The 12,406-nt window shown below is 70.0% G+C and carries 15 protein-coding genes and 1 pseudogene; 10 read left to right on the top strand and 6 right to left on the bottom strand.

What is annotated here, in order from left to right; translation table 11 throughout:
- Positions 1-10 precede the first annotated feature (10 nt).
- Genes LR393_RS20970 through LR393_RS20950 form a run of 5 tightly spaced genes read left to right on the top strand, consistent with a single transcriptional unit; the run spans position 11 to position 5,120 of the window.
- Complete coding sequence (locus LR393_RS20970) at positions 11-1,270, top strand: metal-dependent hydrolase family protein (RefSeq protein ID WP_231485797.1); 1,260 nt, start codon at positions 11-13, stop codon at positions 1,268-1,270.
- Positions 1,271-1,296: 26 nt separating this feature from the next.
- Complete coding sequence (locus LR393_RS20965) at positions 1,297-2,397, top strand: extracellular solute-binding protein (protein ID WP_231485795.1); 1,101 nt, start codon at positions 1,297-1,299, stop codon at positions 2,395-2,397.
- A complete protein-coding gene (locus tag LR393_RS20960) occupies positions 2,390-3,451 on the top strand; it encodes an ABC transporter ATP-binding protein (protein WP_231485794.1) in 1,062 nt (353 codons plus the stop codon). The genes LR393_RS20965 and LR393_RS20960 overlap by 8 nt, the downstream gene beginning before the upstream one ends.
- On the top strand, positions 3,448-4,314 hold the full coding sequence (locus LR393_RS20955) for an ABC transporter permease (RefSeq protein WP_231485792.1): 867 nt from the start codon (positions 3,448-3,450) through the stop codon (positions 4,312-4,314). Before LR393_RS20960 ends, LR393_RS20955 begins: the two co-directional genes overlap by 4 nt.
- A complete protein-coding gene (locus LR393_RS20950; RefSeq protein ID WP_231485790.1) occupies positions 4,311-5,120 on the top strand; it encodes an ABC transporter permease in 810 nt (269 codons plus the stop codon). The genes LR393_RS20955 and LR393_RS20950 overlap by 4 nt, the downstream gene beginning before the upstream one ends.
- Before the next feature lie 12 nt (positions 5,121-5,132).
- Here the strand turns inward: LR393_RS20950 and LR393_RS20945 are convergent, their stop codons facing one another.
- Positions 5,133-5,564 carry an SRPBCC family protein gene (locus LR393_RS20945; protein WP_231485788.1) on the bottom strand — a complete coding sequence of 144 codons (432 nt, stop codon included), beginning with the start codon at positions 5,562-5,564 and terminating at the stop codon, positions 5,133-5,135.
- Between the two features lie 219 nt (positions 5,565-5,783).
- Here LR393_RS20945 and LR393_RS20940 point away from each other — a divergent pair, with 219 nt between their 5' ends.
- Complete coding sequence (locus LR393_RS20940) at positions 5,784-6,227, top strand: hypothetical protein (protein ID WP_231485787.1); 444 nt, start codon at positions 5,784-5,786, stop codon at positions 6,225-6,227.
- A gap of 61 nt (positions 6,228-6,288) precedes the next feature.
- Here the strand turns inward: LR393_RS20940 and LR393_RS20935 are convergent, their stop codons facing one another.
- Together LR393_RS20935 and LR393_RS20930 are read right to left on the bottom strand one after the other, a co-directional pair.
- Positions 6,289-6,837: an SHOCT domain-containing protein gene (locus tag LR393_RS20935; RefSeq protein WP_231485786.1), complete on the bottom strand. Its 549-nt coding sequence runs from the start codon at positions 6,835-6,837 to the stop codon at positions 6,289-6,291.
- 48 nt (positions 6,838-6,885) lie between these two features.
- Positions 6,886-7,785: an alpha/beta fold hydrolase gene (locus tag LR393_RS20930; RefSeq protein ID WP_231485785.1), complete on the bottom strand. Its 900-nt coding sequence runs from the start codon at positions 7,783-7,785 to the stop codon at positions 6,886-6,888.
- 182 nt (positions 7,786-7,967) lie between these two features.
- Between LR393_RS20930 and LR393_RS20925 the strand changes: the two genes are divergently transcribed.
- Together LR393_RS20925 and LR393_RS20920 are read left to right on the top strand one after the other, a co-directional pair.
- Positions 7,968-9,215: a sensor histidine kinase gene (locus LR393_RS20925; protein ID WP_231485783.1), complete on the top strand. Its 1,248-nt coding sequence runs from the start codon at positions 7,968-7,970 to the stop codon at positions 9,213-9,215.
- On the top strand, positions 9,203-9,847 hold the full coding sequence (locus tag LR393_RS20920; RefSeq protein ID WP_231485781.1) for a LuxR C-terminal-related transcriptional regulator: 645 nt from the start codon (positions 9,203-9,205) through the stop codon (positions 9,845-9,847). Before LR393_RS20925 ends, LR393_RS20920 begins: the two co-directional genes overlap by 13 nt.
- Positions 9,848-9,855: 8 nt before the next feature.
- On the opposite strand, the gene LR393_RS20915 is transcribed toward LR393_RS20920, so the two are convergent.
- A complete protein-coding gene (locus LR393_RS20915) occupies positions 9,856-10,113 on the bottom strand; it encodes a hypothetical protein (protein ID WP_231485780.1) in 258 nt (85 codons plus the stop codon).
- A gap of 62 nt (positions 10,114-10,175) precedes the next feature.
- A complete protein-coding gene (gene aztA, locus LR393_RS20910; protein ID WP_231485778.1) occupies positions 10,176-10,796 on the bottom strand; it encodes a zinc ABC transporter ATP-binding protein AztA in 621 nt (206 codons plus the stop codon).
- A gap of 56 nt (positions 10,797-10,852) precedes the next feature.
- On the opposite strand from aztA, the gene aztB reads away from it, so the two are divergent.
- The gene (gene aztB / locus LR393_RS20905; RefSeq protein ID WP_231485775.1) at positions 10,853-11,713 is read left to right on the top strand and encodes a zinc ABC transporter permease AztB; all 861 of its coding nucleotides are present in this window, start codon (positions 10,853-10,855) and stop codon (positions 11,711-11,713) included.
- Here the strand turns inward: aztB and LR393_RS20900 are convergent.
- A complete protein-coding gene (locus LR393_RS20900) occupies positions 11,704-11,895 on the bottom strand; it encodes a hypothetical protein (protein ID WP_231485774.1) in 192 nt (63 codons plus the stop codon). The two genes, aztB and LR393_RS20900, sit on opposite strands and share 10 nt — an antisense overlap.
- 6 nt (positions 11,896-11,901) lie before the next feature.
- Here LR393_RS20900 and LR393_RS20895 point away from each other — a divergent pair.
- Positions 11,902-12,406 (top strand): annotated as a pseudogene (locus LR393_RS20895) (ABC transporter); the annotation flags it as partial.

Raw genomic sequence — 12,406 nt, 5'->3', positions numbered from 1 at the left:
AGGAGATCCCTTGTCCACCATCGTCATCCGCCACGCCACCGTGCTGACCGGCACCACCGCCGAGCCCGTCGTCCCCGACGCGCGCATCGTCAGTGTCGACGGCGAGATCACCGAGATCGGCCCCGACCGCGGCCCGGTCCCCGACGGCGCCACCGAGCTGGACGCCACCGGGTGCACCGTCGTCCCAGGACTGCACAACCTGCACGACCACGTGGCCCGAAAGAGCCTGCGCATCTCTCAGCGCACCACCAGCTATCGCTCACAGAGCGACGTGCTCATGCAGCAGCCCGCGGAGTTCCTGGCCCTGCACACGGCGGCGAACCTGGCCGCCCAGCTGGCCTCCGGCGTCACCACGATCCGCGACTTCGGCCTGCCCGGCGCCGGCGGCATCCAGGCGATGCGGGCCGTGCGCGAGGGCGTGATCCCCGGCCCGCGGCTGTACTCCGGCGGCGATCCGATCTGCATCACCGGCGGCCACAGCAGCAACTGGGGCGCGATGGAGGCCGACGGCGAGGACGCCGTGGTGCGGGCGGTGCGCACCCAGATCGGCCGGGGCGCGGCCGTGGTCAAGTTCATGGGGTCCGGCGGCCTGGGCACCTACCCCGAGGAAGAGCCGGGGATCCCCGAGTTCACCGAGGCCGAGCTGCGCGCCGGGATCACCGAGGCGCACAAGTTCCACAGGCCCACCGCCACGCACGCCTACTCCACCGAGGCGATCCGTAACGCCGTGCGGGCCGGTTCCTCCACGATCGAGCACGGCGCGTTCATGGACGCGGCCGTGGTCGCGGAGATGGTCGAGCACGGAACCGCTTTCGTGCCCACCCTGTCGAGTGTGGCCGGGATCGGCTGGCAGCACCGCCTCTACGGCAACGAGTACCTGTTCGGCCGGATCCAGAACGAGATCGTCGGCCGGCACATGGAGAGCGTCGCCCTGGCCTGGAAGGCCGGTGTCCCGGTGGTGACCGGTACCGACACCAGCGGCGAGGTCGTCGAGGAACTCGAGCTGATCGCCGAGGCCACCGGCGCGGACCGGCTCGACGTGCTGGCCTCCGCCACCCGCACCGCGGCCCAGGTCGCCCGGCACTCCGACCTCACCGGCACGATCGTGCCCGGCCTGCGCGCCGACCTCCTGGTCGCCGAGGGCGACCTGCTCACCGAAGGCTTCGAAGTTCTGCGCCGACCCCGCTGGGTGCTCCGTGACGGCGTCGTCACCCCCGGCCGACCGTTGCCGCTGGGAGTTCGGCTCAGCCAGCTCCGCGGCCTCGTCTGACCTCCGGTCTTTTCGAAAGGAACACTGTGTCCCACGCTCTCACCCGCCGCTCCGCCCTGCTCGGCGGTCTCGGCGGTGCCGCCCTGTTCGGTCTGGCCGCCTGCAGCTCCTCGGCGACCGGTTCGTCGTCCAAGACCGCCGACAGCGGCTCGGGCGATGCGAACGCCCTGACCATCACCGGGTTCTCGGGTGCTTTCGCCGACCAGTTCCAGGCCGAGGTGATCGGCCCGTTCCAGGAGGCCAACTCCGGCACGAAGGTCACCTACACGCCCGCCACGAACTCCGCCGAGCTGCTGGCCGGGCTGCGGACCAACACCTCCAAGGCCACCTACGACCTGGTCATCATGGACTCCTCGGTGTCCACGACGGCCAACTCCGAGGGCCTGTTCTCGAAGCTCGACTCCTCGATCGTCACCAGCCTCGGCGATCTGGTCGACGCCGCGGTCATCGACGAGGGTTACGGCCCGGCCATCACCATCGACAGCCTGGCGCTCATCGCCAACCCCTCGGTGTTCGACACCCTGCCGGACACCTGGAGCGCCCTGGCCGGCTCCACCTACAAGGGTCAGCTGGCCCTGCAGATCGCCGACACCCGCGGCATCGCGCTGATCGCGGGCCTGTCCAAGGAACTGGGCCTGGACTACAAGAAGTCGATCGACGAGCAGCTGGCGCAGATGAAGAAGCTCGCGGCCAACGCCCAGACCTTCGCCCCGCAGCCCAACCTGTACGACGCGATCCGCTCGGGCAGCGTCGGGGCGGGCGTGGGCTGGAACGCCCGCGCCCAGGCCCTGCACGACGAGAGCCCGAAGGAACTCATCGTCCAGGTGCCCCAGGGTCTCGGCGTGGCCCAGATCAGCACGATCAACCTGGTCGAGACCTCCACCAAGAAGGACCTCGCGCAGAAGTTCGTCGAGTTCGCGATCAGCGCCGACTCCCAGCAGCGGATGGCCGAGAAGGCCTTCTACGGCTCGGTCAACTCCACCGTGAAGGTGAGCGACACGATCGACGCGCGCACCGCGTCCACCACCGGACTCCTGGCCGACGACGCCCCGATCGACTGGGCCTGGATCGCCCCGAACTACGCCGACTGGGTGCAGCGGATCCAGCGTGAGGTCATCGGTGGCTGACGCTCCCCACCTCGAGGTGGCGGGCATGCGCAAGGAGTACCCCGGCGCGCAGGCCCCCGCCGTGGACGGCGTCGACCTGAGGGTCCGGCAGGGCGAGATGCTCGCCCTGCTGGGCCCTTCGGGCTGCGGCAAGACCACGACGCTGCGCATGGTCGCCGGGCTGGTCGAGCCGACCGCCGGCACGATCACCGTGGCCGGGCGGGACGTCACGCAGGTGCCCGTGCACCGGCGCGGCATGGGCATGGTGTTCCAGTCCTTCGCCCTGCTGCCGCACCTGAGCGTCGCCGGAAACGTGGCGTTCGGCCTGGACATGCGCAAGCTGCCGGCGGCCGAGAAGAAGCGCCGCGTGGCCGAGATCCTCGACCGGGTGCAGCTGGGTCATCTCGCGCAGCGGCGCATCGGGCAGCTGTCGGGCGGCCAGCAGCAGCGCGTGGCCCTGGCCCGCGCCCTCGTGGTCGACCCCAGCGTCCTGCTGCTCGACGAGCCGCTGTCGGCGCTGGACGCCAAGCTGCGCGAGTCACTGCGTACCGAGATCCGCGAGATGCAGCTCAGTTCCGGCACCACCGCGGTGTTCGTGACCCACGACCAGGACGAGGCGCTGTCGATGGCCGACCGGGTCGCCGTCATGGACGCCGGGCGGGTGGCCCAGATCGGCACCCCGCAGGAGATCTACGAGAACCCGGCCGACGTGTTCGTGGCGACCTTCATCGGCCGTGCGAACCTGCTGGACGGGGTGCTCGGCACCTCCGGGGTGGACGTGCCCGGCCTGGGAACCCTTCCGGTGACCACGTCCCGACCGCCCGGTCCGGTGACCGCCCTGCTGCGTCCGCAGGCCGTTCAGCTGCTCGACTCGCCCTCAAGCCAGGGTTTCGCGGGGAATGTGCGCTCCGCGTCCTACACCGGCGACCAGATCACCTACCGCATCGACGCGGCCGGGCACACGTTCGAGGTGGACACCGTGGCGACGGGCGCGCCGCTGGACCGCGGCGCAGCGGTCCGGATCGCCTGGGAACCCGCTGCGGTGAAGGTTCTCCCGCCGAGGAACGCGACGTGACCCGCACGTGGCGCCCGCCGGTGGCCTGGGGGCTGCTGGTGCCCGGGCTGGCCGTGCTGCTGTTCGCCTACGCCGCTCCCATGCTCTGGGTGCTGCGGATGGCGTTCAACCGCTTCATCGGCGGAGGCGGCATCGAGATCACCTTCACCGTCGACTCTTTCGCCGACGTCTTCACCGACCCGTACTACCTGCGGGTGGCCTGGACCACGGTGAAGCTCGGCCTGCTGGTCTCGGTGGTCACCGTGATCGTGGCCTATCCGCTGTCGTTGTTCCTGGTGCGCACCACCTCCCGGTTCCGCGGCCTGCTGACGATCCTCGCGATCGCCCCCATGCTGGTCTCCTCGGTCGCGCGCACCTACGGCTGGATGGTGGTGCTCGGCAACCAGGGCCTGCTGAACTCGGTGCTGAAGGGCCTGGGACTGACCGACACCCCGGTGCAGCTGGCCAACCAGTTCTCCGGCGTCGTCATCGCCCTGGTCCAGATCTTCCTGCCCTACGCCGTTCTCGCGATGACGAGCGGCTTCGGGCGCCTGGACGACACCCTCGAACAGGCCGCCGCCTCGCTCGGCGCGGGCCGGATCACCCGCTTCCTGCGCGTCACCCTGCCACTGACCCTGCCCGGAGTGCTCACCGGCCTGCTGCTGGTCTTCGTGCTGAGCATCAGCGCCTACGTCACGCCCCGCCTGATCGGTGGTGGACGGGTTTTCGTGCTGGCCTCGGAGATCTACGACCAGGCCACCAACCAGCTGAACTGGCCGCTGGCAGCGGCTCTCTCGCTCGTCCTCGTCGTCGTCTTCGGAGTGGCGGTCACCGTGTTCGGTCTCCTGCAACGCCGCGTGGAGCGGTGGGTGAGCGGCCGATGAACACCCTCGCCGACCGCGCGGCCCGCTGGTCGCAGCGCACCCTGGTCACCCTGATCTACGTGTTCCTGTGGCTGCCGATCCTGGTCGTGGCCGTGGTCTCGATCGACACCTCGACCTTCCTGCGCTTCCCGCCGCAGGGCTTCTCGCTCGACCCCTACCGCACGGTCTTCAGCACTCCCGAATTCATGACCGGCCTGGTCAGTTCGCTGATCATCGCGGCATTCACCACCGTGATCACGCTGGCCGTGGCGATCTGCGCCTCGCTCGCCTTCACCCGGCAGAGCTTCCGCGGATCCGGTGCGGCGCAGGCCTTCCTCACCTCACCGCTGCTGGTGCCCAACATCGTTCTGGGCCTGGCCCTGCTGCTGCTGTTCTCACCCCTGGCCCTGAACGACACCTACACCGGGCTCGTGCTCGCCCACGTGGTGCTGTGCCTGCCGTACGCCATCCGAACCATCTCGGTGAGCCTGTCCACCGTCGACGTGTCCGGGGAGGACGCCGCCCGGGTGCTGGGTGCCTCCCCCTGGGTCACTTTCCGCCGGGTCACGCTGCCCCTGATCCGCCCGGGCGTGATCGCCGGGGCGGTGCTGTCGTTCCTGGTCTCCTTCGACGAGGCCGTGGTGTCCCTGTTCCTGGCCGGCTACAACATCACGCCACTACCGGTGACCCTGCTCGATCACCTCGAGACCCAGGCCGGACCGGAGGTCGCGGCCCTTTCGGTGCTACTCATCCTGTTCTCGCTGCTGGCCGTTCTGGCTGTCGAGCGGGCGCTCGGCCTCGGGCGGAGCCTGCGCACGCGGTCCTGAACCAGCGGGTGCTCAGAGCTTGTTTAGCGCGCCGGTCAGCTGCTCGACGGTGTCACCGGCCAGTTTCTCGAAGATCAGCTTGGCCAGGGGCGAGGCGGCCTTGGCCATCCCGTTGAAGACGACCTCGTTCGTGTAGGTGACGGACGATCCGGTCCCGTCGGGTGCGACATCGACGGTCTCGGTGGACGTCGCGGTGTCGTTGCGACCGACGTGAACCACGCGGGTGGGCGAGAGCTGTTCCAGGGTGTAGCGCAGTTCCGTGGAGATACCGGCGATCTTCGAGGTGTTGTGCCACTGCGAACCCACCTGCACCGGGCCGGCGTCCACCCGGACGCAGCGCACGGTACCGGGGTCCCACTCTTCGGCATGGCCGAAGTCGGCCAGGTACGCCACCACCACATCGGGAGCCGGCTCGACCGAGAACGTACGGGACACCACAGCCATGGCCGGCCTTCCGATCGAGGGTTGGACGGGCGTCCCGCGACCGGCGGCCGAAGAACCCACGTCCATGAGCGTGCTCAGCTTGCCGCGCCGCGGCGAAAACGCATCCGGACCCGGCGGCTCCTGCATGATTACTTCCAATTATGAATGGATTAAGGCGTTATGTCCGTTACGCGAAGAGGATGGGGCCGTTCCGTACTCCATCGAAAGGCTCATGTCTTCATGCCGTTCAAGCGCAAGCTCACCATCCTGGCCTCGACCGCACTGCTCACCCCGGCAGCCCTCGCCGGCGCGATCGCCCCGGCCTCGGCGGCGACCGGCCCGGCGGCGGCCGACTCCTGCACCGACTACCCATACGCGCTGGCGGGCGAGTTCCGAGAGGGCTGGGCCCGGGAATCCACGCCCTACAACTACCTCGTCCCGCAGGAAGGCACCTACACCGCCTGCCTCGACGGTCCGGCGGACGCCAACTTCGACCTCGAGGTTCTGCAGTGGAACACCGCCGCGGGCGGCTACCAGCTGATCGCCGCGTCCCGGAACGCCGACTCGACCGAGCGCGTGACCTGGAACTCGCCGGCGAACTCCACCCAGTACCGGCTCCGGGTGGTCGCGACCAGCGGCTACGGCACCTACACGGTGGGCGTGCGGTTCCCCAACGAGTCCTGAGCCGGGCCCGAACCGATGGGCCCGCCCTGTCACGGTCGCGGGCCCATCGGTCCTGGCAACGTCAGATCTGTTCGAACAGTTGACGTTTGCGGGTCTCGAACTCGGCGTCGCCAATGTCTCCGGCCCGGTGCCGGGCCCGTAGGTCGGCCAGCGCCGCCAGCGGGTCGACGGCCGGGGCCTCGGTGGGGGTACGCATCGTGTTCTCGGCGAAGGTCTCGGCCTGGGTGCCCAGGATCTGATCGACGACCAGATCCCCGGACCCGGTGGTGAGGGTGAGGCTGCTCAGTCCCCGGTGCGTCTGGCCACGGGCGGCCACGACGCCGGCCCGGTCGATGATCAGCGCGCTGCGGGGGCCGGCGCCCTCGGCGGTGAAGAGGATGCGGCGCGTGGTCAGGGCCATGAGACCGGCCACCTTGCCCCGGCACCCTTCGAGGAGTTGCTGGACGACCTCGTCCGGTTCCAGCAGTGCGGCCAGGACGGCCAGCTCACCGTCGACGGGACGCCCGAAGGCGGCCTGGTCGGCGGCATCGGCCAGGTCTTCCCGCCCCTGGGCGGCCCGTAGCTGTTCGCCCACGGGAGCACGTCGAAGCCAGGTGAAGAAGCCGTCCATCCCGGCATCATCTCAGCCCGGCCGCGACGCTGCTCCCGGGCCCGGGGTTCAGTGGGCCTGAAGCCTGGTGCGGATCTGCTGGATCACCAGATCGGGCTTCTCCAGCGGGATGTCGTGCGAGCTGTCGGCCACGACGAGGTCCCGGTCGGCGGCGCGGGCGGCGAAGTCGGCCTGGGCGTCACGCCAGTGCTGCATGTCCGGCGCCGAGCCCTCGAACGGTGTCCCGGTCGAGACGATCACGGCCGCCGGGATGCTCTTCGGCCAGGTCACCTGGTGATAACGGTGGTGCATCGGGGTGTAGAGGGCCGCGGTCGCGATCAGCTGACGTTCGGGTTTCGTCAGGGTGGCCTGGGCCTTGAGCGCCTCGATCTGCGGGGTGGTGACCGCGACGATCCGGGCGATCTGCGGGTCGGTGTAGAAGTCCGGCAGGCTCGCGTCCACCAGCACCGCACCACCGACCCGGTGGGGGTTCTGCCGGGCGAAGTAGGTGGCAACCTCCCCGGCCTGGGAGTGCGCCACCAGCAGCACCTTCCCGGTGACGCCGAGCTGGTCGAGGCCGGCCTTCAGGTCCGAGACGGCGTTCTGTACCTTCCACGGGCCGGGCACCTCGTCGCTGTCGCCCGTCCCGGCGCGGTCGTAGGTGATGATCTGCGCGCCGGTGGCCCGGGACAGCGGGGGCACGATCTTCGCCCAGTACGAGGAGTCCTCCCCTCCCCCGGCGTCCAGGACGATCGTCGCCTTCCGTCCGGCGGTGACGTGGAAGGCGAGACGATGGCCGTTGTTCGTGATCATGTGGATGCCGGTCGCCGGGGTCGAGCTGCCGGCCGGGGTGGAGCTGCTCGGCCTGGTCTGGGCCGCGGCGGAGCCGGGCTGCCCGCAGGCGGTGAGCAGGCCGGCCAGGGTGAGGGTGACGCCCAGGCCGGTGACGGTACGACGACTCTTGTTCACGGTATTTCTCCTGCGGTGAATTCCGGATGGGCTGACGCCGACAACTCTTCCCGGCGACGGCCTGCACCACACGGGTGCTGGAATCCCTTTTCAGGGTGTAGGAAACTCCACTGTGCCCAGCCACCCCGGTGGCCCAGGATCACCACGTGCCTCTGACCGACGTCCTCACAATTGAGCGCCCCGTGCCCCGACTTCTCCGCTGGCTCGAGCTGGTCGGGGCCTCCGCGGTGCTGCTGCTGGGCTCGCTCGGGGCGCTGGTACTGGCCACGCTCTGGGGCGTGGCCGTCGTCCTCACGCCTCTGGGCCTGGGCATTCCGCTCACGCTGCTGCTCACCGGCATCGTCCGCTGGTTCACCGACCAGCACCGGACCTGGGCCGGTCAGCACCTGCCCGAGCCCGTCGAGCGCCCCTACCGGCCGCCCACGAGCGGCAACCACCTCGTCCGTTGCCGGTCGCTCCTGAAGGAGCCGGCGACCTGGCGCGACGGCTCCTGGCTCGTCGTCGACGCGGTCGCCGGGTGGTTCACCGCCGGGCTGACGTTCCTGCTGTTCGCGATCGGTGTGGTGTATCTGGTCTACCCGCTGGTCGTCGCGCTGACCCCGGAGTCCACCTTCCGCACCCCTTTCGGCTCGGCCTGGACGATCAACAGCCTCACCGAGGCCTTCGCCCTGGTTCCCGTCGGTGGGCTGACCCTGTGCGCCAGTTACCTTCTGGCGACACCACTGGCCGTGCTCAACGCCCGGGTCGTCCGGTCCCTTCTCGGCCCGACCCGCCCGGCCCGGTTGCAGGCGCGGGTGGACGCCCTGGCCGCCAGCCGCGCCGACACCGTCGACGCGCAGGCCGGTGAACTGCGCCGGATCGAGCGCGACCTGCACGACGGCGCGCAGGCCCGCCTGGCCGCCCTCGGCATGAGTCTGGGCCTGGCCGAGCACCTGATCGACGCCGACCCGCAGGCCGCCCGGCAACTGCTCAGTGAGGCCCGGGCCTCCACCAGCAGTGCCCTGACCGAGCTGCGCGACCTGGTGCGCGGCATCCACCCCCCGGTGCTGGCCGACCGGGGGCTCGAAGGAGCCGTGCAGGCTCTCGCCCTGGTCAATCCGACCCCCACGACGCTCGACCTCCACCTGCCCGGCCGGCTACCGGCGCCGATCGAGTCGGCCGCGTACTTCGCGGTCGCCGAGTGCCTGACGAACGCCACCAAGCACGCCCAGGCCCACCACATCGCGATCGGCATCACCCACACGGATGCCGACGGTGGCCGCCTGAACCTGTCGGTGAAAGATGACGGACGCGGCGGCGCTTCCGATTCTGGCGGCTCGGGTCTGCGGGGAATTGCCCGGCGCCTGGCTGCTTTCGACGGAACCCTGACCGTGGACAGCCCGGCCGGCGGCCCCACGGAGATCAGGATGGTGCTGCCGTGCGCGTCGTGATCGCCGAGGATCTGGCCCTGCTGCGGATCGGCATCATGCGGATCCTCGAGACGTACGGTTTCGAGGTCGTGGCCGCGGTCGAGGACGGCCCGTCCCTGACCCGCGCCCTGCTCGAACACCGGCCGGACGTGGCCGTCGTCGACGTGCGGCTGCCGCCGGGCCAGTCCGACGAGGGCCTGCGCTCGGCGATCGAGGCCCGCGCCCAGATCCCCGGCCTGCCCGTCCTCATCCTCTCGCAGTACGTCGAGCAGCTCTACGCCCGCGAGCTGATGTCCGACCGGGCCGGCGCAGTCGGCTATCTCCTGAAAGACCGGGTCTCGGACGTCGACCGCTTCGTGGACGTCGTCCGCCAGGTCGCGTCGGGAGGGACCGTCATGGACCCCGAGGTCGTCGCCGCCCTCCTGAACCACCGCGCCGGGCACGGCCCCCTGGAGTCCCTCACCCCGCGCGAACGCGAGGTGCTGTCCCTGATGGCCGAAGGTCGCTCCAACTCGGCCATCGCCGCGCGGATGTTCGTCACCGAGCGGGCCGTGAGCAAGCACAGCAACAACATTTTCATCAAGCTCGGGCTGGAGCAGTCCGAGGAGGACAATCGGCGGGTGCTCGCCGTCCTGGCGTACCTGCAGGGCTGACGAAGAGGTCAGGCCCCGACGACAGACTCCTTCTCCACCAGCTTCCCGTCGCGGAAGCAGAAGCGGTGGTAAAGGCTGCCGGAGGCGTTCGTCACGTCGCTCGACATGTAGTGCTCGTAGCTGGCTCCCTCGGGAATCGGGAGCTTCCTGGCCCCGTCGGCGCCGTAGATGTCCGCCTCGGTGAACTCCGCCGCGTCGGGCCGCGCATCGCGGACCTCGACCTGGCTGTCCCCCACCTCGACCGATCCGAACGCCTCGGGTGACACCGTATTCTTGCTGAACAGGTCGAAAGAGCAGCCGGCCCCAGGACACCGGCGATGAGCGGCGTTCACCGGACGCGCCGCCCGGCCTCGAGCCGGACCACGACGTCGGCGGCGTCGATGGATTCGTCGTCGTGCGTGACGCAGGCGACCGCCGCGCCGCGGGCGGCCTCCGCGGCGAGCATGGCCCGGGTGCGGGCCCGGCTGTCGGCGTCGAGTCCGGCCGCCGGTTCGTCGAGCAGGAAAATCCTTGCCTGCCGGGCGATGCCCTGGGCCAGGAGGGCACGTTGCCTCTGGCCGCCGGAGAGGGCGGAGAAGGGCCGGGTCGCCAGATCGGCGAGGTGCACCCGTTCCAGTGCCTCCTCGACGTCCCGGCGCCGTTGCCCGCGGGGCGTCTTCGTGTTCCAGGTGCCCATGGTCACCACGTCGCGCACGGTCAGGGGCAGGGTGTCGGGCGCCGCCGGGCGCTGAACCACCAGGGCCACCCCCTCGGCCCGTTCGACCGTTCCCGACCCCGGAGTCCGGACACCGGCGAGGATCTCGACCAGGGTCGACTTACCCGCGCCGTTGGGGCCGGCCACCGCGGTCACGGTTCCCCAGGCCAGGTCCATGTCGACGCCGTGCAGCACGGGCACGTCGTCGAAGGAGAAGTGGAGGCCGCGGGCCCGGACGGCGGTCGTGGTGAGCATGGCGTCACCCTATTCGATATTGAGAACGATTATCGTTTGTGTGTAAGGTTCTGGCCGTGCAGTGGTTGACGGAACCTTTCGGCGTGGGCTTTGTCCTGCGGGCCCTTCTCGGTGGCGGCCTGGTCGCAGCGATCTGCGGCGTGGTCGGCACCTGGGTGGTGATCCGCGGAATGGCCTTCCTCGGTGAGGCCATCGGCCACGGCATGCTGCCCGGCGTCGCTCTGGCGACCGTGATCGGGGCGCCGGTGATGCTCGGCGGCGCGGTCAGCGCGGTGACGATGAGCGCGCTGATCGGTGTGCTGCAACGCCGGGGTCGCCTGTCGTACGACACCAGTATCGGCCTGCTGTTCGTCGGCATGCTCTCGCTGGGCGTCATCATCGTGTCGCACTCACGCACCTTCGCCACCGACGCCACGGCCATGCTGTTCGGCGACATCCTGGCCATCGACAACAGCGACCTCCTGATCCTGATGGTCGTCACGATCCTCGCCGTCACGGTCGCGGCCGCCTTCCACCACAGCTTCGTCGCCTCCGCCTTCGACCCCCGAATCGCCCAGACTCTGGGACTGCGACCGCATCTCGCGCACCTGGCGCTGGTCGCCCTGGTCACCCTCGCCGTGGTCTCCTCGTTCCAGGCCGTCGGCAGCCTGCTGGTGGTCGGGCTCCTGCTCGCCCCGGCGGTCGCGGCCGGGCCGTGGACCACGACGATCCCCGTCCGCATGCTCCTGGCCACTCTTTTCGGGGTTCTGGCCGTGGCCACCGGACTGCTGTGCTCCTGGTACGCGGGCACCGCCGCCGGCGCGTCCATCGCCGCCTCGGCCATCGCATTCGCCGCGCTCTCCGGCCTCGTCGCCCAACTGAACCACCGTATGGCCGCCGCCCAGCGCCGCACGCCCGCCCTCGTCATCTATTCCTGATCGGTCAAGCCTTGATGTACCCACGAAAACTCCTGGCCACCATCGGCCTCCTCGCCCTGGCCGGCTGCGCGGGCGGCCCCTCGGTCACCGGCGAACCGGTCTCTGGCCACGGCGCCATTGAAGGTGCCGCCGAAGTCGCCGAACCGCAGCTGCATCTCGTCGCGATCGATGCGAAAGGACAATCCTCGATGCTCGATCTGCTCGACGGCACCGAAACCGGCCTCGACGCCATCACTCCCCCGGAAACGGTCACGACCGACGGCCGCTACGTCTTCGCGGCCGATGACGCCGGGGTCAGCATCATCGACAGCGGCGTGTGGACCTGGGACCACGTCGACCACTTCCACTACTACCGCTCCCAGCCGCGGGCCCTGCCCCGGCTCGACGGTGACGGGGTTGCCACGATCTCGACGGGCATGCTGTCCACCGCCGGCAGCACCGGCGTCTTCTTCCCCACCTCCGGTGAGGCGGTTCTGCTCGACAACAAGGCCCTTTCACAGGGAGAGCTCACCGAGACCCTGCGCCTGACGGTGGATCCCCACGCCGGCCTGATCGCGCCGCTCGGTGAGGGCGCCCTGGTGAGCCGGACCGGCGAGGGCGAAAAAGCCATACAAGTGGACGCGGTCGACGACGCGGGCACGACCCTCGCCTCCCACGCCTGCGAGGCTGCCTCCGGCTCGATCACCACCCGCG

Origin of the sequence: Kineosporia mesophila (genome assembly GCF_021129235.1) — a bacterium.
Lineage (GTDB): Bacteria > Actinomycetota > Actinomycetes > Actinomycetales > Kineosporiaceae > Kineosporia > Kineosporia mesophila.
This window is presented reverse-complemented; position numbering and strand designations above follow the sequence as displayed.